A 26,209-nucleotide genomic window follows, 5' to 3' on the forward strand; every position below is an offset into this window, starting at 1 on the left:
GGTGTCACCCTCTCTCCGTCGGCGGGCCAATCCCTGGTTCGGCCCGCGTTGACACGTCAGGTTCGCCGGCAAATGTGCCCGCTTCGGGGCGATCGCCGGCGGAGGGCTGCTCGCGCCGCCACCCGCCCGGCAGCGCCAGCAGGCCCAGGACCGCCGACCCGACCAGTACCACCGCGTGGAACAGCACCCCGGTCGCCAGCGCCGTCGCCCCGTCCAGCCCGGCCGGCATCAGCGCCAGCATCCACGCGGCCTCGAAGGTGCCCACGCTGGCCACCGTGTTGACCGGCAGCACCGAGGCCAGCGCCGTCGCGCTGCCGCCGGCGATACCGCCGGCCAGCCCCACGCCCGGTCCGGCCGCGTTGGCGCACAGCCAGGCAATCAGGAAGATGGGTCCCCACGCCGGCAGGGTCCAGCCCAGCAGCAGCCCCAGCCGTCCGGGTGTCATCGTCCCCACCGAGTCGAACAGCGCGGCGGCGAATCGCCCGACCCGGCCGGGCACCAACGGCGTCAAGCGACCCAGGCGCCGGGCCAGGGCGGGCGCGAGGGCCAGTCCCCCCAGCACCGCCAGCAACGCGACCGAGGCCACCGGTCCCGCCTGGGGCAAGGCCACCCGCGCCGCCGGCAGCCACGCCAGGGCGACGATCCCCGCACCCAGCACGACCACCAGGTCCAGCAGCCGCAGCACCAGCAGCAACGCCGATCCGGTCGCCATGGGCGTGCCCACGGCCCGGTGGAGCAGCCAGATCAACGACACCTCGCCGAGCCGCATGGGCACGAACGACGCCAGCATGGAATGCATCGCCGCCACCCGGCCAAGGGCCAGCATCCGGCGTCCGTCCATCGGCAGGCTCAGCGCCGCCCGCAGCCGCAGCGCCCGGGCCAGGGGAATCAGGGGATACAGCGCCAGCGCCGCCGTCAGCGCGAGCGGATTGGCGCCGACCAGGGCCTCGACCACCGATCGTCCCGTGTCCTCGGGCACCGCCCAGACCACCAGGGCGGCCACCAGGGCCACCGCCAGCCCCACGTTCCAGACCAGGGTGCGCGGGCGAACACGCCCGCCCCGCCGTGGTGCGTGTGACATGGTCTTCTCCCTGGTCCTCACGACATCGAGACGCGAGGTCTAGTCCGGATCGGTCGTCGCGGGAAGGCGGGATCGCCGGGCGGACGCATGGACGGCGGGACGCGGTGGTCCTAAAGTGGCCATGATCCCACGGCACGACCGGTCTGCATGTCTCGGACCCGACGCACGTGGTCCGGACCCGGAACAGGAGGGATGGAACCAGTGCGGATTCCACGACGGACCAGGGCGCGCGGGCAGACAGGGGCCTTCTTGGTGGCACTGGCGACCCTTTTCGCTCTTTCGGTTGCGCCGCAGCCCGGGATCGGTCGCGGCCTGGACGTTGCGGGCCCGGGCGCGGACACCCCCCTCCGGCCCCGCGTCATCGACGGCGACACGGTGCAGACCGCCGAGGGCGTGTACCACCTGTTCGGCGTCGATGCCCCGGAACTGGGACAACGATGCCTGCGCGCGGGCCGCTGGGGCACCTGCGGCCTGGACGCCGCCTTCGCGCTGAATCGCGCCCTGGGGCTGGCCCTGGCTCCGTTGGTCTGCACGCCGGTGGGCGAGGCGGCCGAGCGTCCCGGCACCGCCACCTGTGCCATCAACCAGACCCAGGACCTGGCCATGATGCTGCTGTCCCAGGGACTGGCGCTGGCCCTGCCGACGGCCCCGGCGAGTTACAAGGAGGCCGAGGAAAGCGCGCGCGCCGGACGCCTGGGCATCTGGTCCACCGACTTCGTGCGGCCGTCCAACTGGCGGCGGGGCGGACGCCTGCCCGACGCGCCGGTGGACGGGACGGGGCCCGTGTGTCCCATCAAGGCCATGACGACCGACGACGGCACGCCCATCTATCTGGTGCCGCTCGATCCCGGCTACGACAAGATCGAGGACTCCGCCATCGTCACCCGCTTTTGCAGCGATGACGCCGCCGAGGCCGAGGGCTGGCGCCGTCCTCCGCTGTCCGACCCGCGCTGACCGCCGGTCCGGCGACGACGTCGCGCCTGGTGTCAGAACCCCATCGAGACGGTGACCCGCGCGTCGGGGCAGAAGGGATAGTCGGGGGAAAACGTCCGGGCCATCTTCTGCGCCCATCGCACCTGCGCGGCGGTCATCTCGCCGGCCAGGGCGTCGCGCCGCGTGGCCGCCGGCCGCCACCCGTCGGCCGCCGCCAAATCGTACCACATGTAGGCGCACAGGACCCCGGCACGCTCGCCCAGGCCACGCTCGAACATCACGCCCAGGCGAAAGCGCGCCGCCGCGAACCCCTTGTCCGCGACCTGCCGGTACCAGTGCAGCGCCATGGCGAAATCCTGGGGAACGCCGTCACCGCGCGCGTACATCTGGCCCAGGTTGAACTGAGCGTTGGGATGCCCCTCGGCGGCCAGGGGGCTCCAGATGTCGCGGGCGGTGGCGAAGTCGCCCCGTTGCGCGGCGGCCATGCCGTCGTTGAACGCCTGGTCGAGGGATTGGGCGCCCGCCTGGCCGGCCATCGTCCCGCTGAACAACGCGCCGGCCAGCACCGCCACGGCCAGACCCACACTCGGCAAGCCGGCCCGACACCGCCGCGCCCATCGCCAGTCCCGTCTCATGTGCTCGTCTCCCGCCCCCGGACTCCGCCCGGAGTATCGCACGTCCGGTCGGACCGGACCAACGCCAACCGGAGCGCCCATCACGCGGTGGCGGACAGGGACGGCGGAACCACGTCGGCGGCCGGCGCCGCCGCCGGCACCCGCAGGCGCGCCCGCAAACCGGGGTCGGCGTTCTCCAGGTCCAGGGTGCCGTCCCAGGCCTCGGCGATATCCTGGACGATCGCCAGACCCAGCCCCCGCCCCACCCCGGCGCTGTCCAGGCGCGCGCCCCGCCGCAGCACCTCCGACAGCCGCCCGGGCGGAATCCCGGGACCGTCATCGCGGACGGAGATCTCCACCCACGCGCCGTCACGCCGCGCCGTCACGGTCACCGCCGCCACGGCGTGGCGCGCCGCGTTGTCCAGCAGATTCCCCAGGGCCTCGGTGCAGTCGTCGGGATCGAGTCGCGCCGCCAGATCCTCCGGCAGGTCCTCATGCCAGGTCAGGCGGGCGCCGGCCGGCGTGCGGCGCAGCACCGCCAGAAGACCCCGCACCACCCGGGCCGGACGGGCGCGGGCATCGATGCGCGCCGTGGCGTCCCCCCAATGCGACCGCGCCAGCCGCGCGCGGGCCAGTTCCCGATCGACATGGCGGCGCATGGCCGCCGCCACCTCGGCCACCTCGTCGGCCAGCGCGTCCTGGCCGGCCGCGCGCAGGCGGTCGACATCCCCGGTCAACACCTGAAGCGGCGTCTTCAGGCCATGGGCCAGGTCACCGGCGCGGGCACGGGCGCGGACCACATCGGCCTCGCGCGCCGCCAGCAGGGCGTCGACCTCGGCGGCCAGCGCGCGCACCTCGTCCGGCACGTCCGTCCCCAGGCGGGTCGCGGTGCCGGCGCGGATGGCTCCCAGGCGCGCGCGCACCGCCGCCAACGGCCGCAGCCCCACGCGGGTCTGCGCGGTCATGGCGCCGATCAGCGCCACCGCCAGCACCCCCAGGAAGGGCAGCATGTCGGCCGAGAAGGCCACCGTGGCGGCCCGGATATCGGCCCGGTCCATGGCCACGGCCGCCCGCGCCCGGGCGGCGCCCAGCCGGCGGGGCAGCGTCACGCTGCGTTCCAGAACCAGCAGGTCGACCCCACCCGGCCCCGCCAGCCGGTGTTCATGCACCTGGCCGTCCTGGAGGTCGTCGCGGGGCAGGCTGAGGTCGGTATCCCAAAGGGACCGCGAGCGCAGCCGGCGTCCGCCGGACTCCAGTTGCCAGTACAGGCCGGACAAGGGGTGGGCGAAACGGGGGTCGGCGGGCGGACGGGCCTGGATCAGGGCGCCGTCGGCGGCGCGATCCAGCCCGGCGATCACCTGGTCCAGGTGCAACGACAGTTCCGCCAGGGCGCGGCGCTCCACATGCCGCTCGAACAGCACGGCCAACCCCAGCCCGGCCAGACCCAGGGCCACCAGCACCGCCGCCGCGCCGGCCAGCAGCAGGCGCAGGCGCAAGGATGTCCGGGGCGTCATGCCGCGCCGTCCGCCGGCCCACCCGCCGGTCCGTCCACGGCCAGGGTGTAGCCGAAGCCGCGCCGGGTTTCGATCACGCCGGCCCCAAGCTTGCGCCGCAGCCGCGCCACGACGGCCTCCAGGGCATTGGCCTCGCGCGCGTCGTCGTCGCCGTATAGGTGCTCAAGAAGCTCCGTCACCGCGATCACCCGGTCCCGGTGCAACGCCAGATAGGACAACAGGCGGTACTCCAGGGGCGACAGCGACCGGGGCACGCCGTCCACCCTGACCTCCATGGTGCGGGTATCCAGGCTCACGCGGCCGACCCGCACCACCGCCGCCCCCTGGCCGGCGGACCGGCGAATCAGGGCGCGGGCGCGCGCCACCAGTTCCTCCATGTGGAACGGCTTGGGCAGGTAGTCGTCGGCGCCGGCGTCGATGCCCTCGACACGCTCGCTCCAGGTGCCCCGCGCGGTCAGCACCAGCACCGGATCGTGGCGGCCGGCGGCCCGCCAGCGCTTGAGCACGGCCAGGCCGTCCAGGCCCGGCAGGCCCAGGTCGAGAACGATCAGGTCATAGGCCTCGGTCTCGCCCAGGAACCAGGCGTCCTCACCGTCGCCGCAAACCTCCACCCGATACCCCGCCGCGCCCAGGGCGGCGGCCACGTCGCGCGCGATTCGCGCGTCGTCCTCCACCAGAAGAACGCGCATGCCCCATCCTCTCGATCACTGTCCTCTCCAGGACAGCCCGGCCGGACCGCCGCGGCGATCGCCACGCGCGTGACGCGATCGCCACACCCTGGCACACCCGGGCGCGGGTCGCGAGGCCAGCGGGCGGCGCGGCCACGGCCGGCCGGGTCAGTCCTCGTCCTCGATCGCGACGATCTCGGCCGTGTGGGCGTCCACCATCACCTCCCGGACCCAACCCTCGGGGGAGACCACGGTGAACTCGTAGACGAACGCGCCGTGCTCCCGCTCCAGGTCGACCTCGATGACGCGCCCGGGCAGGGCCGCGCCGACCACCGCCAGGATGTCCGCCAGGGCGCGGATCTCGCCACGCGCCAGCGCCCGACGCGCGCGCTCGTGGTCGTCGTCGTGGCGATCGTCCTCGTCGGCCAGGGCCAGGCCCACGGCGCCCATGGCCACCAGGGCGAGGAGGACGATCGCGCCCGCCGGCGCCCACCCGTGAAGCGGTCGATGCTTGGTCATGGCCTCCTTCTGACACGCGCCCGCTGACATCGCGCTGACGCCCCGGCTCAGGCCCGTGTCAGCGGACCCGTGCCAGGGTGTCCCCATGCCGTCGCGCTCCCCGGGGACGGCGGCGACCCCGCCCTCCCATCTCATCACGGAGACCCCCTCATGCGCCCTGTTCTGATCCTGTCCTGTGTCGCCCTCGGCCTGGCCGCCACGCCCGCCCTGGCCTCGCCCGACGACCTGCGTCCGCGCCCGCTCGCCACGCAAGGCGTCCCCTGGCTGAGCGTCAGCGAGATCGCCGACCTGGTCGCGTCGCGTGGCCTGACGGTGCGGGCGGTGGAAGCCGAACGCTCCGTCTACGAGGTCAAGGCCATCGACGCCAACGGCCAGCGCCTCGAACTCGCGGTGGACCCGGTGACGGGCGACATCCTGGCCCGCGAGTTCGACGACTGAGGGCCATCCCCGATCCCGCGTCGGCCCGGGGTCCCGGGTCGACGCGCCCCTTATCCCATCCCCGGCTCCATCCGTCGGAGCCCCCACACCGCACACGGAAACACGAGCCGCCATGACCGAATACGCACAGCCCCCGGCCGTCGCCGAGTCGACGTCCACGCCCGCCGACCGGATACAGGTCTGGGACCCCCTGGTCCGCATTGGTCACTGGGTCCTGGTGGCCGCCTTCGCCGTCGCCTACCTGACCGAGGGCGAACCCGAGTGGCTGCACACCTGGGCCGGCTACGCCATCGTCGCGACCCTTCTCCTGCGCGTCGTCTGGGGGGTCATCGGCCCCGACCACGCCCGCTTCGCCAGCTTCGTGCGCGGCCCGGGGACGGCCCTGGCCTATCTGCGGGACGAGATGCGCGGCACCGCGCGCCGCACCCTCGGCCACAACCCGGCCGGCGGCCTCATGGCGGTGGCGCTGCTGGTCTGCCTGGCCGGCACGACCGGGACCGGCATGGCCCTGCTGGCCGAGGGCGGCGAAGGCCCCCTGGCGCCCTTCATGGGACCGGCCGCGACGGCCCCGAGCATGGTGATCGGTCCGGCGCTGGCGGACGAGGACGGCTGGGAGCACGCGGGCACCGCCGCCTCCGAAAGCGAGGCCGCCGAACGCTGGGAGGAGTGGCACGAGGTCTTCGCCAACCTGACCCTGGCGCTCATCGCCCTGCATGTGCTGGGCGCCATCGGCAGCAGCCTCGTCCACCGCGAGAATCTGGTCCGCGCCATGATCGACGGACGCAAGCGGCCGTAGGGCGGCGCCGTCATCAAGGGACTCGTCCTGGACGGCATCACCGGTATTCACACACGCACGGACGGTCTATTCGCGCACAGAGCGAAGATTGAACAAATAATATCCATCGAAACCGCACCAGACTCGAAGTCAAACCGCACCAAATGCCTGACGGAGGAGAGACAAGACGAACCACCATGGTTGCCATCTCTGCGAAAAATGGTCTAGCTAAAAGAAACGGTCCTCGTCCTCCGTCACATCCCGCGACGTCCCATACCCTTGGGGACGCGCGGCCGGCGCCGGCCCTTCAGGACAGCAGAGGTTGCCCATGACCACCACCCGCCGTCCCTTCACCGCCGAAATGCGCCGTGGCCCTCGCGGAGCCGAGCCCCCCGTGCTGACCAGCGAGGGACCGGCGGAGGACGGAAACGCCGCCGTCCTCCAGGCCATCGCCGTCCTGACCGAACGTCTGGCGTCGCTGGAGTCGCGCCTGCCGGAGCCGGCGGCGCCGGCAGCCGAGCCCGAGCCAGCCCCGGACCCCGGTCCCCCGCCCGAAGTGCTGCACCTGGAGCGCAACAAGGAAGAGGTGAAAGTGCTGCGCATGGAGATCAGCGCCCTGGCGCGGTGCATCGACGAGACCAAGACGGAAATCGCGAAACTGCGCGACCAGCAGGCCCAGGGCGATCGCCTCACCGCCGTGGCCCACGAACTGGACGCCATCGTCGGCGCCACGGAATCGGCGACCAACGGCATTCTGGACATCATCGAGTCGGTGGCCTCCATGGTGTCGGAGATCCAGGCGCAGGAGCAGGACAGCTACATCCGACAGTTGGCCGACGACATCCAGGACAAGCTCATGGGCGTCTTCGAACACTGCAACTTCCAGGACCTGACCGGCCAGCGCATCACCAAGGTGGTCAATACGATGAAGTTCATCGAAGAGCGCATCGACCACATGATGGACATCTGGGGACGCGACGGCTTTCTGGTGGACGCCGAGGACGAGTGGCAGGCGCAGCGCGCCGAGGAGGAAAAGCGTCTGCTCAACGGCCCGCAGATCGGCCAGAAGGGGATCAGCCAGGACGAGATCGACGCCCTGTTCGATTGAGGTCGGCCCCTGAACGGGACCGTCGAAGCCCCCGTGGCCGACCCGGATCCCCGCACGGCCGGGGCACGCGCGCCGGCGGCACGGGCCAGCCGCGAGGACCGTCACCGTGCGGCCTTGCGTCGGCGGCCCCGGCGGGGCCATAGTCCGCCGCTGGAGTCCCGGCCCCGGGGCACCACGCTCGCGGGCGTCCGCCGCCCCCCGTCCTTGCCAGTCATCAAAGGAAAGCCGTCTGTCCATGATCGCCGCCAGCCGTGCCCGTCCTTGGCGTGCCGGGCGCTTCCCTCTGCCGCCCCGCCCCGCCGCCTCCACCGCATTCGTCCCCGGCCCCGCCCGGATGTCCCGCCGGGGAGGATGCTGACCATGGCCAAGGCGTTCCCCTTCTCGGCCATCGTCGGCCAGGACGACATGAAGCTGTCCCTGCTGATCGCCGCCGTCGATCAAAGCGTGGGCGGCGTGATGGTGTTCGGCGATCGCGGCACCGGCAAGTCCACCGCCGTGCGCGCCCTGGCCGCCCTGCTGCCGCCCATGCGGCGCGTCACGGGCTGCCGCTACAACAGCGACCCGGTCCGCGACGCGGCCTTCCACCGGGAGCTCAACGGTCTGGAGGCCGAGGCCCCGCTGGAGGACGAGGACGTCGCCGTGCCCGTGGTGGACCTGCCGCTGGGCGCCACCGAGGATCGGGTGGTCGGCGCGCTGGATCTGGAGCGCGCGCTGACCCAGGGCGAGAAAGCGTTCGAACCCGGCCTGCTGGCCCGCGCCCATCGCGGCTTCCTGTACATCGACGAGGTCAACCTGCTGGAGGACCACCTGGTGGACCTGCTGCTGGACGTGGCCGCCTCCGGCGAGAACGTGGTCGAGCGCGAGGGCCTCAGCGTCCGCCACCCCGCCAAGTTCGTGCTGGTGGGCAGCGGCAACCCCGAGGAAGGCGAGTTGCGCCCGCAGTTGCTGGACCGCTTCGGCCTGTCGGTGGAGGTCACCACCCCCAAGGATCTGGCCGTGCGGGTCGAGGTGGTGCGCCGCCGCGACGCGTTCGAGCGTGACCCGGCGGCCTTCCTGGCCATCTGGGCCGAGCGCGAGGCCGGCGAGGCCATCCGCATCCGCGAGGGCCGCGAGCGGCTGGGCGAGGTGGAGGTGCCCGACGCCATCGTCGAGACCACCGCCAAGCTGTGCCTGACGCTCGGCACCGACGGCCTGCGCGGCGAACTGGTGCTGATCCGCGCCGCCCGTGCCCTGGCGGCGCTGGAGGGCGACGTGGAGGTGGACGAGGGCCATATCCGCCGGGTGGCGCCCATGGCGCTGCGCCATCGCCTGCGCCGCGACCCGCTGGACGACTCCGGCTCCACGGTGCGTGTCCTGCGCGCCATCGAGGAGGTGTTGGGTCCGGCATGACGACCTCGGCGGCAAGTCCCCGCGTGCCGGGGCCGGCGCCGGCCGCGCCGATGGCGGCACAGGCGGCAGAGGATGGATCGGCGGTCGATCCCTGGACCGACGCCGCCCTGGTGGCGGCCCTGGTGGCCGTCGATCCGGTGGGCTGCGGCGGCGTGGCGATCCGCGCCATGCCCGGGCCGGCGCGCGATGCCTGGATGGCGTTGCTGCGCGCCCTGCTGCCCGACGGCACGCCCTGGCGGCGCATCCCGGTGCATGTCTCCGACGAACGCCTGCTGGGCGGTCTGGACCTGACCGCTACCCTGCACGCCGGCCGCCCGGTGGCCGAACGGGGCATCCTGGTGGAGGCCGACGGCGGCATCGTCATCCTGGCCATGGCCGAACGCGTGGCGCCCGCCGTGGCCGCCAAGGTGGGCATGGTCGTGGATCATGGCGCGGTGCGGGTGGAGCGCGAGGGCATCACCGCCGTCACCCCCACCCGCTTCGGCGTCATCGCCCTCGACGAGTCCATGGGGCCGGAGGAAGCGCCCCACGACGCGCTCATGGACCGCCTCGCCTTCCACATGCGGCTGGACGGGCTCCGGTACACGGAGGTCGGCGACGGCGACGATCCCCTGTTCGACCGTGATCAGGTGATCGACGCGTGCCAGCGGCTGGCCGCCGTGACCCTCCCCGACAAAGCGATCGAGGCGCTGTGCGGCGCCGCCCTGGCCATGGGCGTGCCGTCCATGCGCGCGCCGCTGTTCGCCTTGCGCGTGGCGCGGGCCGCCGCCGCGCTCGACCGCCGCGACGCCATCAGCGATGAGGATCTGCGCCTGGCCGCGCGTCTGGTGCTGGCGCCGCGCGCCACCATGATCCCGCAACAGCCGGAGCCGCCGCCGGAGGAGCAGCCGCCCGAGGACCAGCCCCCGCCGCCGCCGGACCAGGACTCGTCCGACCAGGACCGCGATGAGCAGGACCCGCAAGACCAGATGGACAAGCCGCTGGAGGACATGATCCTGGAGGCGGCCCAGGCGTTCATCCCGCCCAACCTGCTGGAACGGCTGACGGCGGCGGCCGAGCGCAAGCGCAGGAGCGGCATGCTCGGCCGCTCCGGCGCCCAGCGCAAGACGCTGACCCGGGGCCGCCCGGTGGGCTCCCGCCCCGGGGACCCGCGCGCCGGCGCCCGGCTGGCGCTGATCGACACCTTGCGCTCCGCCGCCCCCTGGCAGCCGCTGCGCCGCCAGGAGGCCGCGCGCCTGATGGCCGCCGCCGGCACCGACCGGCCGCTGCCGCGCGTGCTGGTGCGCCGCGACGACTTCCGCATCACGCGGTTCAAGCGCCGTGCTCAGTCCACCATCATCTTCGTGGTGGATGCCTCGGGCTCGGCGGCCATGGCCCGCCTGGGCGAGGCCAAGGGCGCCGTGGAACTGCTGCTGGCCGACTGCTACGCGCGCCGCGACCAGGTGGCCCTCATCGCCTTCCGGGGACGCGGCGCGGAAACGCTGCTGCCCCCCACCCGCTCGCTGGCGCGCGCCAAGAAGCGCCTGGCCGGCTTCCCCGGCGGCGGCGGCACGCCCCTTGCCGCCGGCATCGAGGCCGCCCATGTGATGGCCGAGGTGGCGCGCACGCGCGGCGAGACACCCTCGGTGGTGATCATGACCGACGGGCGCGCCAACGTGACGCTGGAGGGCATCGGCGGCCGGGCGCGCGCCGAGGAGGAGGCCAAGGCCGCCGCCGAGCAGATGCGGGCGATCGGGGTGTCCACCCTGGTCGTGGACGTGTCGCTGCGCCCGCACCCGAAGGCCGAGGCCCTGGCCAAGGCCATGGGGGCCACCTACCTGCCGCTGCCGCGGGGCGACGCGCGCTCGCTGTCGGCGGCGGCCCAGGGCGCGGCCAGCGCCGGTAAGGATTGACCGCGCCGCGAGCGCCGGCAAGGACTGACCACGCGGCCCGCGCCGGACTGGCGTGGTGGCCGGCACCGCAGGGAGCGCGAGGGGCCAATGGTTTTCCGGGCACGCCGACCCGATTGGGACACCGTGGGCCGCGACTGGCCCAACCGGCGGCACAGCCGCTTCGTGCTCGCCCATGGCTATCGGTGGCATGTGCAGGTCGCCGGCCGGGGACCCGTGCTGCTGCTGCTGCACGGCACCGGCGCGTCCACGCATTCCTTCCGCGACCTGCTGGCGCCGCTGGCCGAACACTTCACGGTCGTCATCCCCGACCTGCCGGGGCATGGCTTCACCGCCAACCCGCCGGCCAGTTCCTACACCCTGCCGGGCATGGGGCGCGCGGTGCACGCCCTGCTCACCGAACTGCGGGTCAAGCCGGACCTGGTGGCCGGTCACTCCGCCGGCGCCGCCGTGCTGCTGCGCATGACCCTCGACCATGGCATCGCCCCCAGGGCGATCCTCAGCCTCAACGGCGCCCTGCTGCCGTTCCGGAACTCGGAAGGTCACTGGTGGTCGGGGCTGGCCAAGCTGCTGCTGGTCAACCCCATGGTGCCGCGCCTGTTCGCCTGGACCGCCGCCGACGCCGCGCGCGTGGAAAAGCTGATCGTCGGCACCGGGTCGACCATCAGCCCCGAGGGCCTGGACCTGTACCGCCGTCTGTTCCGCGAACCCGCCCATGTGGGCGGCGCCCTGGCCATGATGGCCAACTGGGACCTGCGCGCGCTGCGGGACATGGTGGCGCGTCTCGACACCCCGCTGATCCTGGCCGCCGGCGAGACCGACACCACCGTCGAGCCCCATGTGGCCGAGACCATCGCCGCGCGCGCCCCCCGGGCCACCGTGCGCGTCCTGCCCGGCCTGGGTCACCTGGCCCACGAGGAGAGACCCGAGGTTGTGGTCGCCCTGATCCACGAGATCGCCCGCGCCCATGGCGTGCTGCCGGCCGAAATCCCATCGACCGGTCCATCGGGTGACCGGGCGGCTTGACGCTCCCGGGCGGGTTCTGTAAACGCCACTGTTCCCGGGACATGAACGGGCCGCGACTCGAACGGCGAACCGTCCCGTGCCATTCGAGAGGGGGGACCTTCAGGCATGAATGCCCTGACAGACGTTCAGTCCGGCAGCCGCGCGTTGCTGTCCGGCAACGAGGCCGTCGCCCGCGCGGTGTGGGAGGCTGGCGCCACCCTGGCCACCGCCTATCCCGGCACGCCCTCCACCGAGATCCTGGAGGTCCTGGCCCGCTACCCGGACGTTGACGCCCAGTGGGCGGTGAACGAGAAGGTGTCGCTGGAGGTGGCCATCGGCGGCTCGCTGGCCGGCGCGCGCACCTTCTGCGCCATGAAGCACGTGGGCATGAACGTCGCCGCCGACGCCCTGATGAGCCAGACCCTGGCCGGCGTCAACGGCGGCCTGGTGATCGCCATCGCCGACGACGTGGGCCTGTCCTCCAGCCAGAACGAGCAGGACAGCCGCTACTGGGGCCGCTTCGCCCACCTGCCGATCCTGGAGCCCGCCGACGCCGACGAGGCGCGCGCCTTCACCCTGGCCGCGTACGAGCTGTCGGAGCAGTTCAACTGTCCCGTCATCCTGCGCCTGACCACCCGCGTGTGCCACGTCAAGACCGTGGTGACGGTGGGCGAGCGCCTGACGATGGACAACAAGGGTTTCATCCGCGACCCGCGCCGCTGGGTGATGCTGCCCAGCAACGCCAAGGTCATGCTTCCCAGGCAGGCGGAACGCGACGTCGGCCTGGCGGCCCACGCGGAAACCTCCGATCTCACCACGATCCTGCCGGGCGACGACGCCAGCCTGGGGGTGATCGCCAGCGGCCCGGCCGCCCTGTCGGTGCGCGAGGCCCTGCCGGACGCCCCGATCCTCAAGCTGGGCCTGACCCACCCCATTCCCGTCGCGCGCATCCGCGCCTTCGCCGAGACCGTCGACCAGGTGCTGGTGGTCGAGGAAACCGAACCGCTGGTGGAGCAGGAGGTACGCGCCGCCGGCCTGACGGTGATCGGCAAGGACCTTCTGCCCCGCCATGGCGAACTGTCGGTGGCCGTGTTGCGTCACGCCCTGGCCGTGCTGCGCGGCGAGACAGAGACCCCGGACACCGTCGCCGCCGCCGCCGGCCCGGACCCCACCGTGTTCCCGCGCCCGCCCACCATGTGCCCGGGCTGCCCGCACCTCACCCCGTTCTACTGCCTGTCCAAGCTGCGCAAGGCGCTGCTGATCAGCGGCGACATCGGCTGCTACACCCTGGGCGCCGGGCATCCCTGGCAGGCCATGGACACCTGCACCTGCATGGGCGCCTCGCTGACGCTGGCCCACGGCCTCGCGGCCGCCAAGGGCGAGGCCGACGCCAAGAAGGGCGTGGTGGCGGTGATCGGCGATTCCACCTTCCTGCACATGGGCATGCAGGGGCTGCTGAACCTGGTCTACAACCGCGCCAACGTCACGGTGATGATCCTGGACAACCGCACCGTCGCCATGACCGGCGGCCAGGAGCATCCGGGCACCGGCTTCGACATCCATGGCGACGAGGCCCCGCGCGTCGACTTCGCCGCCCTGGTCCAGGCCATGGGCGTGAAGCCGGAGCGCGTGCACGCGATCGATCCCTACGACCTGCCGGCGCTGTTCAGCCTGATCCGGACCGAGACCCAGGTGCCCGAGGTCTCGGTGATCATCACCAACCAGCCCTGCGTGCTGACCGACCGCCATGTGCCGCATCCGGCGCTGACGGTGGACGAGGAGGCGTGCACCGGCTGCGGCAGTTGCATCAACACCGGCTGCCCGGCCATCGAGGTCACCCGGCGCGAGACCACCGTCACCAAGGCCGGGCACAAGAAGGACCTGGCCTTCGTGCGCATCGACAGCGCCTTCTGCACCGGCTGCAACGCCTGCGTGGAGACCTGCGCGCCCGACGCCATCGTCCCCCTGGCCCCCGAGGCCCATCCCCGTCTGCAAAGGGTCTGACCCCATGGCCGCGACCGTGACCAACATCCTGCTGTGCGGCATCGGTGGCCAGGGCGTCCTGACCGCCGCCGAGTTGCTGGCCCGTGGCGCCGTGGCCGTGGGCCATGACGTCAAGAAGACCGAGGTGGCCGGCATGGCCCAGCGCGGCGGCGTGGTGACCTCGCACCTGCGCTTCGGCCCCGAGGTGCTGGCCCCGGCCATTCCCGCCGGGGAGGCCGACATCCTGCTGGGGTTCGAGGCCGCCGAGGCGCTGCGCTGGATCGGCCAGGTGCGCGAGGGCGGCGCCATCGTCGTCAACGCCCTGCACCTGAAGCCGCCGGTGGTGCACCAGGGCCTGTTCGACTACCCGGACGACCCGATCGGCCTGATGCGCGCCAAGGGGCTGACCGTGCGCACCCTGGATGCCCGGGCCATCGCCGAGGATCTGGGCAACCTGAAGCTGGTCAACACCATCATGGTCGGCGCGGTGGCCGACCACCTGCCCCTGGCGCCGGAGACCCTGCGCACGCAGATCGTGGAAACCTTCCGCGCCCGCAAGCCGGCGCTGGCCGACCTCAACGGCCGGGCCTTCGACGCCGGCCGCGCGGCCGGCGCCGACGCCAGCGCGCTGGGAGAACCCCAGGTGGTGGCCGGTTAGGCCAACCGCACCACCGTCCCTTGCGCGTCCTCCGGGTCGTGGGTGACCAGCAGGGTCGGCAGCCCGCGCGCGGCGATATGGTCGAACACGAAGGCCCGCACCCGCGCCCGCAGCGCCACGTCCAGGCGCGCGAACGGCTCGTCCAGCAGCAGCGCACGCGGCTCGGCCAGCAGCACCCGCATGAGGGCCGCGCGCGCCGCCTGTCCGCCCGACAGGGTGGCGGGATCACGGGTCTCGAACCCCGCCATGTCCGCCTCCGCCAGGGCCGCCGCGACACGGGCGCGGCGCTGCCGGCGCGGCACGCCGCGCGGGATGCCGAAGGCCAGGTTCTCGCCCACCGACAGATGCGGAAACAGCAAGGGGTCCTGGAACAGCAGGCCCAGGCGTCGCCGTTCCGCCGGCACCCCGGTCAGATCGCGGCCGTCCAGCCGCACCCGGCCCCCGGCCCGGAACGCCGGATCCAGCGCGCCGGACACGAAGGCCAGCAGGGTGGACTTGCCGGACCCGCTGGACCCCATGACGGTGACCACCTCGCCCGCCGCGACGGACAGATCCAGCGGCCCCAGCAGGCGCCGGCTTGCCAGCGACAGCGTCACCCGCTCCAACGCCAGGCTCATCGTCCGTCCTCCGCCGCGCGCATCCCGCGCCGATCCCGGTGCAGCCAGGCGGGCACGGCCAGCGCCAGCGCGAACCCCAGCAGCGGCAGCGCCGCCTGCAGGAACACATGCACGCCGATGATCCGCCGGTCGCCGCCGGCGGCCAGGGCCACGGCCTCGGTCGTCAGGGTGGGGTGCACGCCGGCCCCTAGGAACAGGGTCGGCAGGTACTGGGCCACGCTGACGGCGAAGCCCACGGCCGCCGCGAACAGCACGGGGCGCAGCAGCAGGGGCAGGGTGACCCGCCAGAACACGCGCCCGGGACCCGCGCCCAGACCGGCCGCCACGCGGCCCCAGCGCGGGTCCAGCCGCCGCCAGGGGCCGGCCAGGGTGAGAAACACATAGGGCAGCACGAACAGCAGGTGACCCGTGGTCACGGCCGCCCAGGTGCCGTCCAGGCCGGCCAGCGTGGCCGCCACCGTCACCCCGTACAGAAACCCCACCTGCGGCACCAGCAGGGGGAGATAGAGGATCCCCCCGGCCAGGCGCGCCCGATCGGCCGCCGGGCGTCGCGGGGCCTCCAGGACGCCCGCCGCCAGCACCACCGCCAGCGCGGTGGCCGCCAGCCCCACCGTGACCGTCGTCCCCAGGGGCCAGGCCACGTCCCCCAGGTGGCGCGTCCAGGTTTCCAGGGACAGGGCCGACGGCCAGGCGGCCGGCCAGAACCACGTGCCGGCGATGCTCCAGAGCGCCATGGCCAGCACCGCCCCGGCGGTCAGCAGGGCCACCGGCAGCGCCGCCGCCAGGGCGCCCCAGACACCAAGCCGCCTTTCCCAATCTCTCGCCCCCGGTCCCGCGCTTAGCCAGGGGCGCGCCAGCCGCGCCACGACCGCCTCGCCCCCCCGCGCCACGCCCATCACGGCGATCACCAGCAGCGTCTGAAGCACCGCACCGGCCGCCCCCTGCCCGCGGATCGCGGCCTCCGGATCGCTCAGCCAGCCGACCACCGCCACGGCCAGGGGCGGCGGCGTGGTGGGCGCCAGCACCAAGGCCACGTCGACCACCGACAGCCCATAGGCGAGCACCGCATAGACCGGCAGGCGGATCAGCGGCCACACCCGGGGCAGCACCACCCGCCCCCAGGCCGCCAGCGGCCCATGCCCCAGACCCCGCGCGACCCGCACGGCGCGGTCGGCGTCCACCTGCGGCAGCGCCGCCAGCAGCATCAGGACCAGATAGGGCGTCTCCTTGACCACCAGGGCCAGCACGGCGGCCAGCCCCCAGGGGTCGGGGGCCGTCGCCACGTCCGGCGGCAGCGTCCAGCCGGTGGCCCAGGGCGACAGCAGCCGCGCGATCCACCCCGACGGCGCCAGCAGGAAGGCCAGCCCCAGGGCCACCGCCACATGCGGTACCGCCAGCAGCGGCGCCAGCGCGCGGCGGCTCCAGGCCATGACGGGCGTGCCCCGGGCCCCGGCGACGATCAGCAGCGCCAGCCCCAGCGACAGCGCCGTGGACAGCACCCCGACGCGCAGCGACACCCCCACCGACGCACCCAGGCCGGGCGTCCCGAGGAGGTCACGCCACGGCGTCGTATCGAGCGAGCCCAGGGGGGCTTGCGTGCCCCCCGGCATCAGCCCTAAGGAGGGTAGGATGGTCCCCAGGACCCCGGCCAGGACCGGCGCCAGAAACAGGACCAGGGTGAAGACCCGGGCCAGGGCGGGCAGGTGTCGGGCCATGAGGCGGTCGGGTCCAGTGGCGGCGCGCGACCCGGCGGGAGCCATGCCGGGGGCGTGTGGGCGGGGACTCCCCGAACGCGGCGCGCGCGCCCATATGGACCGTGACGCGCGGAGCCGGTATGGCAGGAGGGCCGCGCCCTTTCAGGGAGAGTCGTTCATGACCCTAGTGGAGCGCCTGCGGGTCCGAGAGTCCACCTCCGCCAAGTATCTGGTGGACCCGGGCCCGTCCGACGATGACATCCACGCCGTGCTGGCGGCGGCCGTGGCGGTCCCCGAGCACGGAGCGGTCCGCCCCTGGCGCTTCCTGGTGCTGCGCGAGGAGGGCCAGCGCCGCCTCAGCACCGTGTTCGTGGACGACCTGCTGCGCGACCAGCCGGACGCCGACGCGGCGGCCATCGCCAAGCGGCGGGCGGCGCCGCTGCGGTCGCCGCTGCTGATCGTGGTGGCCGCCGAGATCCGCGACGACCACCCCAAGGCCCCCCCCGTCGAGCAGGTGGTCAGCGCCGGACTGGCCGCCTATGTGATTCAGGCCTGCTTCGCCGACATGGGCTATGGCGCGGTCTGGGTCACCGGCCCGCCGGCCTACAGCGATCATGTGAAGGACTCCCTGGGGCTCGCGCCCAAGGACGCCATCGTCGGCTTCATCCATGTGGGCACGCGCGGGGCGGACGCCCCGCCCGGCCCCAAGCGCCGGCCCGACCCGGCCAACCATGTGCGGGTCTGGCCCGGTGACTGACGCCCTTTCCGCCATCCGGACCCCGCCCGCGCCGAGGGACACGGCCGTGCCGCCGGTCAACGGCTGCTTCCTGGACCGCCTGATGCTGATCGCCGCCGATCACGGCCAGCCGCCGGTGGATGCCCTCGGCCGCGCCGTGCTGGCCGACGCCCACGGCGTGCGGGGCGATGGGTTCGCGGTGACCACGGTGTTGGCGGTGGCCGCCGACCTGGGGCTGGCGGCGGATCACCGGCGCCTGGACTGGTCCCGCCTGCCCACGCTGTCCCGGCATCTGCCGGCGCTGCTGATCTTCCGGGATGGCGCCACCGCCATCCTGGACGGCCTGGAGCCGGGGACGACCGAGGATGCCGACGCCGGGCCGGCTCAGGTGCTGCTGCGCGACGAGGGCCAGGGCGACGCGCCGCTGGCCCTGGGGCGGGACGATCTGGCGTTGTTCTGGGCGGGAGACGTGATCGTTCCCGCGGCGCTCAACCCTCGGCTGGTGGACGACCGGTGATGGCATGCCCGTCGAGGCCGGCCCCGCCCCCGCCGGTCCCCTGGACCGGTTGAGCGGTCCGGCCGGCGTCCTGGCCCAGGGGTATCCCCGAACGTCCCCGAACATCCATCACGACCCCGAAAAGACGGGGGCGCCCGCAGGCGCCCCCAAATCGCGATCCGTCCGGTCGGACGGCCGGCTCAGCCGAACTTGAACTGAATGCCGTAGCCGCCGCGCGGGTAGTTCCAGTCCAGGTCTCCGCTGCCGGCGGTCAGCACCCGGCAGGTCCCACACTCCATGCAGCCATCGGGGATCACCTCGACGGTGCCGTCATCGGCCTTCTGGTAGCACCCGGCCGGGCACACGTTGACCAGGGTCAGGAGCGTTTCCGACGGAACGGTGTGGGGCGCGATGCAGACGTGAGGATTGCCCTCGTCCACCTTGTAGCGGTTCTGGAAGAGCTTGTCCTCGACCTTCACCGAAATGTTCTCGGGCATGATCCCTCTCCTGTGCGTTTTCGTGCGACCGACCTTACCGGAAAACACCGGGCCGACGCGACCGAACCGGACGTCCGGTCGCCCCACGACCCTAGCGGGTCAGATCGTAGCTGATCCCCGTTTCTTCGGTCTCCCGGTCCACCTTGTCAAGCACCGCGTCCAGCACGGTGACCAAAACCCGCAAGCCGCCTTGATATCCAAGGGTTGGGAAGCGGTGGTGATGGTGCCGGTCAAAGATGGGAAAGGTCAGCCGAATCAGGGGGACTCCCAGGTCCTGCTGAAGGAACTTGCCGTGCGAGCTGCCGATCACGAACTCGGCCGGCTCGGTGGCCAGCAGCGAGCGCAGGTGCCACAGGTCCTTGCGCGCCCACACCTGGGTGTCCTTGCCGAACGGCGACGTGGCCAGCAGGGCCTTCATCTTCTCTTCCCAGGCCGGACCGCCGTTGGTGGACAGGCAGTGCACCGGCTCCACCCCCAGCTCCAGCAGGAAGGCGGTCATGCCGTGGACGAAGTCCGGATCGCCGAACACCGCCATGGTGCGGCCGTGCAACCAGGCCTGGCTGTCGGCCATGGCGTCCACCAGGCGCCCGCGCTCCAGTTCCAGGGCCTCGGGGATGGCCTGGCCGGTCATCGCCGAGACCGCCATCAGGAACCGGTCGGTGCCGCCGACGCCCATGGGATAGTGCAGCGCCTCGGTCTGCTGGCCGGTGTCGGCGATCATCTCCAGGGTCTTCTCGCTGCACCACTGTTGCAGGGAGACGGTGCCCTTGGCATCGCGCGCGGCCTTCAGGTCCTCCACCGTGGTGCCGCCGGCGTACATCTGGAAGTCGCCGTTGGTCGGCGTGTCGAACACGTCGGAGACGTCGCAGATCAGCCGGTGCTCCACCCCCATCAGGTCCAGCATGCGGGTGATCTCGCGGTTGTTGGCCACCGCGAAGCCGTCGAAGCCGGGGATGATGTTGACCGAGCCGTCCGGGGTGGGGTCCCCCTCCATCGACTCCCAGACGTTGGCGACGATGGCCTTGACCATGACGTCGAAGCCGTTCACGTGGCTGCCGACGAAGGCCGGGGTGTGGGCGAAGGGCACCGGGAAGTCCTGGGGGACGGAGCCCTTGTCCTTGGCCTGGATGACGAAGGAGTTGAGGTCGTCGCCGATCACCTCGGCCATGCAGGTGGTGGAGATGGCGATCATCTTCGGATCATAGAGGGCATGGGCGTTGGCCAGCCCGTCCACCAGGTTGGTGAGGCCCCCGAACACGGCGGCGTCCTCGGTCATGGAGGTGGACACCGCCGAGGCCGGTTCCTTGAAGTGGCGCGCCAGATGCGACCGGTAGTAGGCCACGCAGCCCTGCGAGCCATGCACCATGGACAGGCAGCCGTCGAAGCCGGCGGCGGCGAACACGGCGCCCAGGGGCTGGCAGGCCTTGGCCGGATTGACGACCAGCGCCTTGCGGTCGAGGTTCTTCTCCCGGTACGCCCAACCCTTGGTCCAGTCGGCGACCTCCTGGACCTTGTCGGGGGGATGCGGGCACTCGAAGGTCTCCCGCTTGGCCTCGAACATGGCCTCGTATTCCGGCTCCTTGAACAGACTGGCGTGGTCGAGCACGCGCTCGGCGGACTGTGGCATGGGTCGATCTCCCCTCGTTTTCCCGGCCGGCGCGGGCGCCATCCCGGACCGGTCGGCCGGCGCGACCGCGCCGGCGCCGCGCGCGGCGGCGGAGCCCCGATGTCCCGGCCGGACCGGGACGAGGGGCGATGATGTCACGGACTCAGGAGGCGGCGGCCTCGGCCCAGGGTGTCTTCATCAGGCTCCACACCGGGCTGTTGATGGCCATGTCCATGTCGCGGGCGAACACCGCGAAGCCGTCGTAGCCGTGATAGGGGCCGGAGTAGTCCCAGGAGTGCATCTGCCGGAACGGCACGCCCATCTTCTGCACGGCGTACTTCTCCTTGATGCCGGAGCCGACCAGATCGGGGCGCATCTTCTGGATGAAGGCGTCCAGTTCGTAGCCGGTCACGTCGTCGTAGATCACCGTGCCGTCCTTCACGTACTTGCCGGTCCGCTTGTAGTCGTCGCCGTGCCCGAACTCGTAGCCGGTGCCGACCACGTCCATGCCCAGGTCCTCATAGGCCGGGATGACGTGACGCGGGCGCAGGCCGCCCACGTAGAGCATCACCGTCTTGCCCTCCAGGCGGGGCTTGTACTTGGCCAGCACGGCGTCCATCGCCGCCTGGTACTTGGCGATGACCGCCTCGGCCTTTTGCTGAATGGACTCGTCGAACCGGGCGGCGATCTCGCGCAGCGACGCGGCGATCTTGGTCGGACCGAAGAAGTTGAACTCCATCCAGGGCACGCCGTGGGTCTCTTCCATGTAGCGGCAGATGTAGTTCATGGACCGGTAGCAGTGGACGAGGTTCAGCTTGGACATGGGGGCCTGCTCGATCTCGGCGAGCGTGCAGTCGCCCGACCACATGGCCACCACCCGCAGGCCCATTTCCTCCAGCAGGCGCCGCGATGCCCAGGCGTCGCCGCCGATGTTGTAGTCGCCGATCACCGCCACGTCGTACTCGGTGGCGCCCTCGGTGCGGGCGTTGTCCTTCAGCACCCAGTCGCGGATGGTGTCGTTGGCGATGTGATGGCCCAGCGACTGGGACACGCCCCGGAAGCCCTCGCAACGCACCGGCACGATGGTCTTGCCGATGGCCTCGGCCTTCTTGCGGGCCACCGCCTCGATATCGTCGCCGATCAGGCCGATGGGGCATTCGGACTGAATGGTCATGCCCTTGCTGAGCGGGAACAGGCCCTCGGCCTCGTCGATCAGGATGCCCAGCTTCTTGTCACCGCCGAAGACGATGTCCTTTTCCTGGAAGTCGGAGGTGATCTGCATGGTCACGAAGCGGTCGACGCCGGTGGTGCCGGTGTAGTAGTTGCGGCGCTGAGCCCAGGAATAGTGCCCGCAGCCCACCGGGCCGTGCGAGATGTGCACCATGTCCTTGACCGGCCCCCACACCACGCCCTTGGAACCGGCGTAGGCACAGCCCCGGATGGTCATGACGCCGGGGATGGACTTGACGTTCGACTTGGCGCCGCAGCTTGGGGCGTCCTCGCCCTCGGCGGTGCGGGCGACGGTCAGGTGCTTGGCGCGGCGCTTGGCCGCCTTGGCGGGATAGGCGGCCAGGACCTCGGCGATCATGGCTTCGCCGGAGGTGGGGCCATCGGCATTGTCCAGGGGAGTCATGGGGTCCTCCGTGGAGACGACAGAGTGAGACGGACGGCTCTCGTGGCGGCGGACACGGCGCGCGGGGATGGGGTTGGCCCAGCCGACGCGCGCCCCATCCGGAGACGACGCGGCGGCGTTACGCGATCGCCTTTTCCTTGGCCTCCAGTTCGGCGATCTGCTGCTCCTCGGACTTCATGATGCCGAACTCGATCAGCATCTCCTCCAACTCCTCCATGGTGATGGGGGTGGGGATCACGCCCTTGCCCGAGTTCTCGTGAATCTTGCGGGCCAGTTCGCGGTACTCCTGGGCCTGCTTGGAGCCCGGGTCGTACTGGATGACGGTCTGACGGCGCAGTTCGGCGTGCTGGACGATGTTGTCGCGCGGCACGAAGTGGATGAGCTTGGTGCCCAGCTTGGCGGCCAGGGCCTCGGACAGCTCCAGTTCCTTGTCGGTCTTGCGCTCGTTGCAGATCAGGCCGCCCAGGCGCACGCCGCCGGAGTGGGCGTACTTCAGGATGCCCTTGGCGATGTTGTTGGCGGCGTAGAGGGCCATCATCTCGCCGGACATGACGATGTAGATTTCCTGCGCCTTGTTCTCGCGGATCGGCATGGCGAAGCCGCCGCAGACCACGTCCCCCAGCACGTCGTAGGAGATGTAGTCCATGTCGTCGTAGGCGCCGTTCTCCTCCAGGAAGTTGATGGCGGTGATGACCCCCCGACCGGCGCAGCCGACGCCGGGTTCGGGGCCGCCGGCCTCGACGCACTTAATGTCCTTGTAGCCAATCTTGACCACGTCCTCGAGATCCAGATCCTCGACCGAGCCGGCATCGGCGGCCAGGTGCAGCACCGTGTCCTGAAGCTTGGTGTTGAGGATCAGGCGGGTGGAATCGGCCTTGGGGTCGCAGCCGACGATCATGATCTTCTGGTCCAACTCCACCAGGGCGGCGAGGGTGTTCTGGGAGGTGGTGGACTTGCCGATGCCGCCCTTGCCGTAGAAGGCGATCTGACGCAGTGCGCTCATGGAGGGTCTCCTTTCCGGTCCGGGATGGCCCCCCGGGACGAGGGGGCGGATGGTCCAGCGACGGCCACGGCGCCGCTTGACCCTGCTTCGGCAAGCCCCGTGCCAACCCCGCGACGCCCCCGCGTGATGCCGAAAGCGCCCGGAATGCCTGGGATTCGGCGGAAACACCCCGGCCGACACGACATCCGACAGGGGTGTCCGGAAGACGACACGACGCCCCCCGGCGTGTCGGGATCGACACAGGACGGGCCTCCCTGTCGGGTCCGAACCACACCCGCCGGCCGGCACGGGCCTTGCGTGAGCGACCGGCATGATCGACGAGCCCCCTCCGCCCGCGTCCGCGCTGGCCCTGGATCTGCTGGCCGAGGAACCGCCCCGGCCCGCCCCCCAGGGCCACAGCAGCAACATGGTCGGCATTCCGACCGCCGTGCTGGCCAGTCCGGCCTTCAACCTGCGCCCCCGGCCACTGGACCTGCCGCACGTGCGGCCCACCAGCGCCAGCCTGTTCGAGATGCTGGACGAGGCCGAGGACCAGGCCGACGCCGTGCGCGCCTTCCACGCCTTCATGGCGGCCAGCTTCTGCCTGGAGGCGGAGCAGCGCGACCCCCGCGACCGGCCCGACAAACGGCCGGCCGACGGCACCCGGCGGTTCCGGTCCAGTTACCTGCGCCTGCTGCGCGGTTGGGTGTTCGACACCGGCAACGCCGAGGGCGCCGTCCTCAAGGGATGGGTGGAAAGCCGCTTCGGCCTGCTGCCCACCTGGCACGGCGCGCCGATCCGGCGGATCCCCTGCCCGGCCTGGGTCCGCTACGTGGAGCAGAAGATGAGCAGCCGGTTTCACGACAACGCCATTCATGGCCAACTGGACCTGGTGTTCACCTTCTGCCAGTGGATGCTGCGCCGCTTCGGCCCGGGCGCCGACGGTCACCTGGTCCTGTATCGCGGGGTCACGGCGATGGGCGAGGATCAGGTCCTGGCGCGCCACGACAAGACGTCGGCCCTGGTGCGCTTCAACAACCTCACCTCCTTCACCAGCGACCGGTCGATCGCCGACTGCTTCGGCGATCGCATCCTCACGGTGCGGGTGCCGGCGACCAAGGTCGTCTTCTTCGACGGTCTGCTGCCGCGCCACCCGCTCAAGGGAGAGGCCGAGTACCTGGTGCTCGGCGGTGACTATGTGGTCAGGATGTCCACGCTATGAAAACCGATGCCCCCCACCCGTTCCACGCCCGCGCGGTCCTGGAGGACCGGGCGCTGGGCGCCTACCTGGGCCTGGCGGTCGGCGACGCCCTGGGCGCCACGGTGGAGTTCATGACCAGGGGCGAGATCGCCCACCAGCACGGCGTGCACGACCGCCTGATCGGCGGGGGATGGCTGCGCCTGAAGCCGGGCCAGGTGACCGACGACACCGAGATGGCGCTGGCGCTGGGCCGGGCGCTCATCGACGCCGGCGGGTTCGACGCCGTGACGGTGGCCGAGGCGTTCGCCGCCTGGCTGAAAGGCGGCCCGGTGGACGTGGGCAACACGGTCCGCCGGGGTATCCGCCGCTATCTCGCCAAGGGCACCACCGAGGCCCCCTACAATCCCGGCGACGGCGGCAATGGCGCCGCCATGCGGCTGGTGCCGCTGGCCCTCGCCACCCTGGGGACGCCGGACGACCGCATCGCGGCCTGGACCCTGGGTCAGGCGCGCATCACGCACCACATGGACCGCTCGGACGCCGCCTGCGTGGCGCTGGTGCGCATGGTGCACGCGGCCCTGCGCGGTGACCGCCAGGGCGGCGTGCGGGCCGAGGCGGACCGCCTGATCGCCGCCCACCCGACGTTCCGGTACAGCCCCTATCGGGGGCACAGCTCGGCCTACATCGTCGATACCATGCAGACGGTCCTGCACCACTACTTCAGCACCGAGGGCTTCCGCGCCTGCGTGGTGGCCACCGTCAACCAGGGGGGCGACGCCGACACCACGGGGGCCATCGCCGGCATGCTGGCCGGCGCCACCCATGGCGTGCACGCGATTCCGTCGGCATGGCTGGGCCGGCTGGACCGCACGGTCCGCCGGGAGATCCGCGCCCAGGTGCGCGCCCTGCTGGATCTGGCGGAGGTCGGGGCCGCGATCGGGTCCGAGGGCGGGGTGGACCGGGAGAGGGAAAACGGGTGCGCGCGGAAACACCCGTGAGGACCCAAAAAAGACCCCAGGGGGGCCCTTGTGGGGCCGCCGCTGGGGCGAGAAGAAGAAAGTCATGAAAGTCGGTGGAGGGGGGTGGGCGCGGGCTACTCCCGCATTTCCTCCTTGATGAAGCCGGCGGCGGCACCGGCGGCACCGCCCACGGCGGCCGCGGCCCCGACCGGACCGCCCAGGATGGCGGCGCCGGCCGCACCCGCGCCGGCGCCGATGGCGCCACCGCTCAGGGTGCTCTGCTGCTGCTTGGTCATGTTGGAGCAGGCGCCCAGGGCCAACGGCGCGGCGATGGCCAGGGCAATGGTCGTGCGAGCGGTCATGGACCCATCTCCTTTTCGTCAGGGCCGATGAGGGAGGAGCGGCCACGCGGGCCACGCCGAGACCCTCACGGTGAAGGCTGAACAACCTCTACTGGCTGTCCTTGACCCTGATTCGGCAGAGCCAAGGACAGCCCTCGCTTGCCAATGTCGGGCTCGTAACACCGACAGGCATGATACAGTCCGCAACAAACGAGAGAGAAAGAGGAAAAGCCCCTTTTTGCTTAAGCCGCGCTTGCCGTTCTGGCGTCGGCGGCGATGGCGCTCGGAACGGTCTCGGCCACCAGGCCCAGTTGACGGTCGATGTCCGCCATCAGACCATCGTTGTCTCCGATCGGACGACGGGGGCCCGACAGCGCATCCGACTCCAGCAGCGTCCGCAGTTCGCGGCGCGCCCGGGACACACGGCTCTTGACCGTGCCGGTGGCGCAGCCGGCGATCGCGGCGGCCTGCTCGTAATCGAATCCGGCGGCCCCCACGAGGACAAGAACCTCGCGCTGCTCGTCCGTCAGACAGGCAAACGCCCGCCTGAAATCGTCCAGTTCCAGCGCGGCCTGCTGGCTGCTGGGCTCGCTGGCCCGCAACATGCCGTCTTCGTCGGCCTGCTCGTGGCGCCGCCAGCTGCGCCGAAACTCCGAGTAGAACGTGTTGCGCACGATGGTGAACACCCAGGCGCGGAAGTTGGTGCCGGGCTGAAAGCTGTCGCTGTTGCTCAGGGCCCGTGTCGCGGCCTCCTGCGCCAGATCGTCCGCCAGAGCGCGGTCGCTGGTCAGGGAGTAGGCAAAGGCCCGCATGTGGGGCAAGGCGTCGATGAGGTCCTGGTTAAAGGATGACATCGGCCGGCTCCTTTCATTC

The 26,209-nt window shown here is 71.9% G+C and carries 26 protein-coding genes; 13 read left to right on the forward strand and 13 right to left on the reverse strand.

Annotated features, from left to right (window positions below; all coding sequences use genetic code 11):
• Positions 1 to 4: 4 nt before the first annotated feature.
• On the reverse strand, positions 5 to 1,081 hold the full coding sequence (locus tag GGD89_RS07510) for a lysylphosphatidylglycerol synthase transmembrane domain-containing protein (RefSeq protein WP_184043712.1): 1,077 nt from the start codon (positions 1,079 to 1,081) through the stop codon (positions 5 to 7).
• A gap of 375 nt (positions 1,082 to 1,456) precedes the next feature.
• Here GGD89_RS07510 and GGD89_RS07515 point away from each other — a divergent pair, with 375 nt between their 5' ends.
• A complete protein-coding gene (locus tag GGD89_RS07515) occupies positions 1,457 to 2,035 on the forward strand; it encodes a thermonuclease family protein (protein WP_184043714.1) in 579 nt (192 codons plus the stop codon).
• A 32-nt stretch (positions 2,036 to 2,067) separates the two neighbouring features.
• Here GGD89_RS07515 and GGD89_RS07520 read toward each other — a convergent pair whose 3' ends face one another.
• The 4 genes from GGD89_RS07520 to GGD89_RS07535 form a co-directional block, all read right to left on the reverse strand.
• Positions 2,068 to 2,649, reverse strand: coding sequence for a tetratricopeptide repeat protein (locus tag GGD89_RS07520; RefSeq protein ID WP_184043716.1), 582 nt, complete (start codon positions 2,647 to 2,649; stop codon positions 2,068 to 2,070).
• An 80-nt stretch (positions 2,650 to 2,729) separates the two neighbouring features.
• Positions 2,730 to 4,142 carry a sensor histidine kinase gene (locus tag GGD89_RS07525; RefSeq protein ID WP_184043718.1) on the reverse strand — a complete coding sequence of 471 codons (1,413 nt, stop codon included), beginning with the start codon at positions 4,140 to 4,142 and terminating at the stop codon, positions 2,730 to 2,732.
• Positions 4,139 to 4,831 (reverse strand): response regulator transcription factor, encoded by a 693-nt coding sequence (locus tag GGD89_RS07530; protein ID WP_184043720.1) that lies wholly within the window; start codon positions 4,829 to 4,831, stop codon positions 4,139 to 4,141. The genes GGD89_RS07525 and GGD89_RS07530 overlap by 4 nt, the downstream gene beginning before the upstream one ends.
• Positions 4,832 to 4,978: 147 nt before the next feature.
• Complete coding sequence (locus GGD89_RS07535) at positions 4,979 to 5,329, reverse strand: PepSY domain-containing protein (protein WP_184043722.1); 351 nt, start codon at positions 5,327 to 5,329, stop codon at positions 4,979 to 4,981.
• A 150-nt stretch (positions 5,330 to 5,479) separates the two neighbouring features.
• On the opposite strand from GGD89_RS07535, the gene GGD89_RS07540 reads away from it, so the two are divergent.
• The 8 genes from GGD89_RS07540 (at position 5,480) to GGD89_RS07575 (ending at position 14,574) form a co-directional block, all read left to right on the forward strand.
• Complete coding sequence (locus GGD89_RS07540; RefSeq protein WP_184043724.1) at positions 5,480 to 5,767, forward strand: PepSY domain-containing protein; 288 nt, start codon at positions 5,480 to 5,482, stop codon at positions 5,765 to 5,767.
• A gap of 112 nt (positions 5,768 to 5,879) precedes the next feature.
• A complete protein-coding gene (locus GGD89_RS07545) occupies positions 5,880 to 6,563 on the forward strand; it encodes a cytochrome b/b6 domain-containing protein (protein ID WP_184043726.1) in 684 nt (227 codons plus the stop codon).
• A gap of 307 nt (positions 6,564 to 6,870) precedes the next feature.
• Positions 6,871 to 7,650 carry a protein phosphatase CheZ gene (locus GGD89_RS07550; RefSeq protein ID WP_246422864.1) on the forward strand — a complete coding sequence of 260 codons (780 nt, stop codon included), beginning with the start codon at positions 6,871 to 6,873 and terminating at the stop codon, positions 7,648 to 7,650.
• Between the two features lie 360 nt (positions 7,651 to 8,010).
• The gene (gene bchI / locus GGD89_RS07555) at positions 8,011 to 9,039 is read left to right on the forward strand and encodes a magnesium chelatase ATPase subunit I (RefSeq protein ID WP_184043728.1); all 1,029 of its coding nucleotides are present in this window, start codon (positions 8,011 to 8,013) and stop codon (positions 9,037 to 9,039) included.
• Positions 9,036 to 10,931 carry a magnesium chelatase subunit D gene (locus tag GGD89_RS07560; protein WP_184043730.1) on the forward strand — a complete coding sequence of 632 codons (1,896 nt, stop codon included), beginning with the start codon at positions 9,036 to 9,038 and terminating at the stop codon, positions 10,929 to 10,931. The genes bchI and GGD89_RS07560 overlap by 4 nt, the downstream gene beginning before the upstream one ends.
• A 123-nt stretch (positions 10,932 to 11,054) precedes the next feature.
• Complete coding sequence (bchO, locus tag GGD89_RS07565) at positions 11,055 to 11,954, forward strand: alpha/beta fold hydrolase BchO (RefSeq protein ID WP_343058557.1); 900 nt, start codon at positions 11,055 to 11,057, stop codon at positions 11,952 to 11,954.
• 105 nt (positions 11,955 to 12,059) lie between these two features.
• The gene (locus GGD89_RS07570) at positions 12,060 to 13,937 is read left to right on the forward strand and encodes a thiamine pyrophosphate-dependent enzyme (RefSeq protein ID WP_184043734.1); all 1,878 of its coding nucleotides are present in this window, start codon (positions 12,060 to 12,062) and stop codon (positions 13,935 to 13,937) included.
• Between the two features lie 4 nt (positions 13,938 to 13,941).
• Positions 13,942 to 14,574, forward strand: coding sequence for an indolepyruvate oxidoreductase subunit beta (locus tag GGD89_RS07575; protein ID WP_184043736.1), 633 nt, complete (start codon positions 13,942 to 13,944; stop codon positions 14,572 to 14,574).
• Here the strand turns inward: GGD89_RS07575 and GGD89_RS07580 are convergent.
• Both GGD89_RS07580 and GGD89_RS07585 read right to left on the reverse strand, forming a co-directional pair.
• Positions 14,571 to 15,191 (reverse strand): ATP-binding cassette domain-containing protein, encoded by a 621-nt coding sequence (locus tag GGD89_RS07580; protein ID WP_184043738.1) that lies wholly within the window; start codon positions 15,189 to 15,191, stop codon positions 14,571 to 14,573. The two genes, GGD89_RS07575 and GGD89_RS07580, sit on opposite strands and share 4 nt — an antisense overlap.
• Positions 15,188 to 16,906, reverse strand: a complete 1,719-nt coding sequence (locus GGD89_RS07585; protein WP_184043740.1) for an ABC transporter permease — start codon at positions 16,904 to 16,906, stop codon at positions 15,188 to 15,190. The genes GGD89_RS07580 and GGD89_RS07585 overlap by 4 nt, the downstream gene beginning before the upstream one ends.
• Positions 16,907 to 17,063: 157 nt before the next feature.
• Between GGD89_RS07585 and GGD89_RS07590 the strand changes: the two genes are divergently transcribed.
• Both GGD89_RS07590 and GGD89_RS07595 read left to right on the forward strand, forming a co-directional pair.
• The gene (locus GGD89_RS07590; protein WP_184043742.1) at positions 17,064 to 17,642 is read left to right on the forward strand and encodes a nitroreductase family protein; all 579 of its coding nucleotides are present in this window, start codon (positions 17,064 to 17,066) and stop codon (positions 17,640 to 17,642) included.
• A gap of 46 nt (positions 17,643 to 17,688) precedes the next feature.
• On the forward strand, positions 17,689 to 18,138 hold the full coding sequence (locus GGD89_RS07595; RefSeq protein ID WP_343058558.1) for a cysteine peptidase family C39 domain-containing protein: 450 nt from the start codon (positions 17,689 to 17,691) through the stop codon (positions 18,136 to 18,138).
• Positions 18,139 to 18,317: 179 nt separating this feature from the next.
• Here the strand turns inward: GGD89_RS07595 and GGD89_RS07600 are convergent, their stop codons facing one another.
• The 4 genes from GGD89_RS07600 to nifH form a co-directional block, all read right to left on the reverse strand.
• Entirely contained in the window at positions 18,318 to 18,614 is a 297-nt protein-coding gene (locus tag GGD89_RS07600) for a ferredoxin family protein (RefSeq protein ID WP_184043744.1), read from the reverse strand.
• A gap of 91 nt (positions 18,615 to 18,705) precedes the next feature.
• Positions 18,706 to 20,241, reverse strand: coding sequence for a nitrogenase molybdenum-iron protein subunit beta (nifK, locus tag GGD89_RS07605; protein ID WP_184043746.1), 1,536 nt, complete (start codon positions 20,239 to 20,241; stop codon positions 18,706 to 18,708).
• Positions 20,242 to 20,383: 142 nt separating this feature from the next.
• Positions 20,384 to 21,853: a nitrogenase molybdenum-iron protein alpha chain gene (gene nifD, locus GGD89_RS07610; protein WP_184043748.1), complete on the reverse strand. Its 1,470-nt coding sequence runs from the start codon at positions 21,851 to 21,853 to the stop codon at positions 20,384 to 20,386.
• A 118-nt stretch (positions 21,854 to 21,971) separates the two neighbouring features.
• On the reverse strand, positions 21,972 to 22,856 hold the full coding sequence (nifH, locus tag GGD89_RS07615; protein WP_184043750.1) for a nitrogenase iron protein: 885 nt from the start codon (positions 22,854 to 22,856) through the stop codon (positions 21,972 to 21,974).
• A 310-nt stretch (positions 22,857 to 23,166) separates the two neighbouring features.
• On the opposite strand from nifH, the gene GGD89_RS07620 reads away from it, so the two are divergent.
• Positions 23,167 to 24,057: an NAD(+)--dinitrogen-reductase ADP-D-ribosyltransferase gene (locus GGD89_RS07620; RefSeq protein ID WP_221238369.1), complete on the forward strand. Its 891-nt coding sequence runs from the start codon at positions 23,167 to 23,169 to the stop codon at positions 24,055 to 24,057.
• Positions 24,054 to 25,034: an ADP-ribosyl-[dinitrogen reductase] hydrolase gene (gene draG, locus GGD89_RS07625; protein WP_184043752.1), complete on the forward strand. Its 981-nt coding sequence runs from the start codon at positions 24,054 to 24,056 to the stop codon at positions 25,032 to 25,034. Before GGD89_RS07620 ends, draG begins: the two co-directional genes overlap by 4 nt.
• Positions 25,035 to 25,129: 95 nt before the next feature.
• Here draG and GGD89_RS07630 read toward each other — a convergent pair whose 3' ends face one another.
• Together GGD89_RS07630 and GGD89_RS07635 are read right to left on the reverse strand one after the other, a co-directional pair.
• The gene (locus GGD89_RS07630) at positions 25,130 to 25,357 is read right to left on the reverse strand and encodes a hypothetical protein (protein WP_184043754.1); all 228 of its coding nucleotides are present in this window, start codon (positions 25,355 to 25,357) and stop codon (positions 25,130 to 25,132) included.
• 221 nt (positions 25,358 to 25,578) lie between these two features.
• Positions 25,579 to 26,190: a sigma-70 family RNA polymerase sigma factor gene (locus GGD89_RS07635; RefSeq protein ID WP_221238370.1), complete on the reverse strand. Its 612-nt coding sequence runs from the start codon at positions 26,188 to 26,190 to the stop codon at positions 25,579 to 25,581.
• Between the last annotated feature and the right edge of the window lie 19 nt (positions 26,191 to 26,209).

The organism is Roseospira visakhapatnamensis, from assembly GCF_014197915.1.
In the GTDB taxonomy this organism is placed as follows: Bacteria; Pseudomonadota; Alphaproteobacteria; order Rhodospirillales; family Rhodospirillaceae; genus Rhodospira; species Rhodospira visakhapatnamensis.

Coding starts and splice junctions, on each gene's coding strand:
- GGD89_RS07630 (WP_184043754.1), bottom strand. CDS start 25,357: ATGACCGCTCGCACGACCATTGCCCTGGCCATCGCCGCGCCGTTGGCC.
- GGD89_RS07510 (WP_184043712.1), bottom strand. CDS start 1,081: ATGTCACACGCACCACGGCGGGGCGGGCGTGTTCGCCCGCGCACCCTG.
- GGD89_RS07520 (WP_184043716.1), bottom strand. CDS start 2,649: ATGAGACGGGACTGGCGATGGGCGCGGCGGTGTCGGGCCGGCTTGCCG.
- GGD89_RS07590 (WP_184043742.1), top strand. CDS start 17,064: ATGACCCTAGTGGAGCGCCTGCGGGTCCGAGAGTCCACCTCCGCCAAG.
- nifK (WP_184043746.1), bottom strand. CDS start 20,241: ATGCCACAGTCCGCCGAGCGCGTGCTCGACCACGCCAGTCTGTTCAAG.
- GGD89_RS07575 (WP_184043736.1), top strand. CDS start 13,942: ATGGCCGCGACCGTGACCAACATCCTGCTGTGCGGCATCGGTGGCCAG.
- GGD89_RS07560 (WP_184043730.1), top strand. CDS start 9,036: ATGACGACCTCGGCGGCAAGTCCCCGCGTGCCGGGGCCGGCGCCGGCC.
- GGD89_RS07550 (WP_246422864.1), top strand. CDS start 6,871: ATGACCACCACCCGCCGTCCCTTCACCGCCGAAATGCGCCGTGGCCCT.
- GGD89_RS07580 (WP_184043738.1), bottom strand. CDS start 15,191: ATGAGCCTGGCGTTGGAGCGGGTGACGCTGTCGCTGGCAAGCCGGCGC.
- draG (WP_184043752.1), top strand. CDS start 24,054: ATGAAAACCGATGCCCCCCACCCGTTCCACGCCCGCGCGGTCCTGGAG.
- GGD89_RS07545 (WP_184043726.1), top strand. CDS start 5,880: ATGACCGAATACGCACAGCCCCCGGCCGTCGCCGAGTCGACGTCCACG.
- GGD89_RS07600 (WP_184043744.1), bottom strand. CDS start 18,614: ATGCCCGAGAACATTTCGGTGAAGGTCGAGGACAAGCTCTTCCAGAAC.
- GGD89_RS07535 (WP_184043722.1), bottom strand. CDS start 5,329: ATGACCAAGCATCGACCGCTTCACGGGTGGGCGCCGGCGGGCGCGATC.
- GGD89_RS07540 (WP_184043724.1), top strand. CDS start 5,480: ATGCGCCCTGTTCTGATCCTGTCCTGTGTCGCCCTCGGCCTGGCCGCC.
- GGD89_RS07525 (WP_184043718.1), bottom strand. CDS start 4,142: ATGACGCCCCGGACATCCTTGCGCCTGCGCCTGCTGCTGGCCGGCGCG.
- GGD89_RS07570 (WP_184043734.1), top strand. CDS start 12,060: ATGAATGCCCTGACAGACGTTCAGTCCGGCAGCCGCGCGTTGCTGTCC.
- GGD89_RS07585 (WP_184043740.1), bottom strand. CDS start 16,906: ATGGCCCGACACCTGCCCGCCCTGGCCCGGGTCTTCACCCTGGTCCTG.
- bchI (WP_184043728.1), top strand. CDS start 8,011: ATGGCCAAGGCGTTCCCCTTCTCGGCCATCGTCGGCCAGGACGACATG.
- GGD89_RS07530 (WP_184043720.1), bottom strand. CDS start 4,831: ATGCGCGTTCTTCTGGTGGAGGACGACGCGCGAATCGCGCGCGACGTG.
- GGD89_RS07620 (WP_221238369.1), top strand. CDS start 23,167: ATGATCGACGAGCCCCCTCCGCCCGCGTCCGCGCTGGCCCTGGATCTG.
- GGD89_RS07635 (WP_221238370.1), bottom strand. CDS start 26,190: ATGTCATCCTTTAACCAGGACCTCATCGACGCCTTGCCCCACATGCGG.
- nifH (WP_184043750.1), bottom strand. CDS start 22,856: ATGAGCGCACTGCGTCAGATCGCCTTCTACGGCAAGGGCGGCATCGGC.
- nifD (WP_184043748.1), bottom strand. CDS start 21,853: ATGACTCCCCTGGACAATGCCGATGGCCCCACCTCCGGCGAAGCCATG.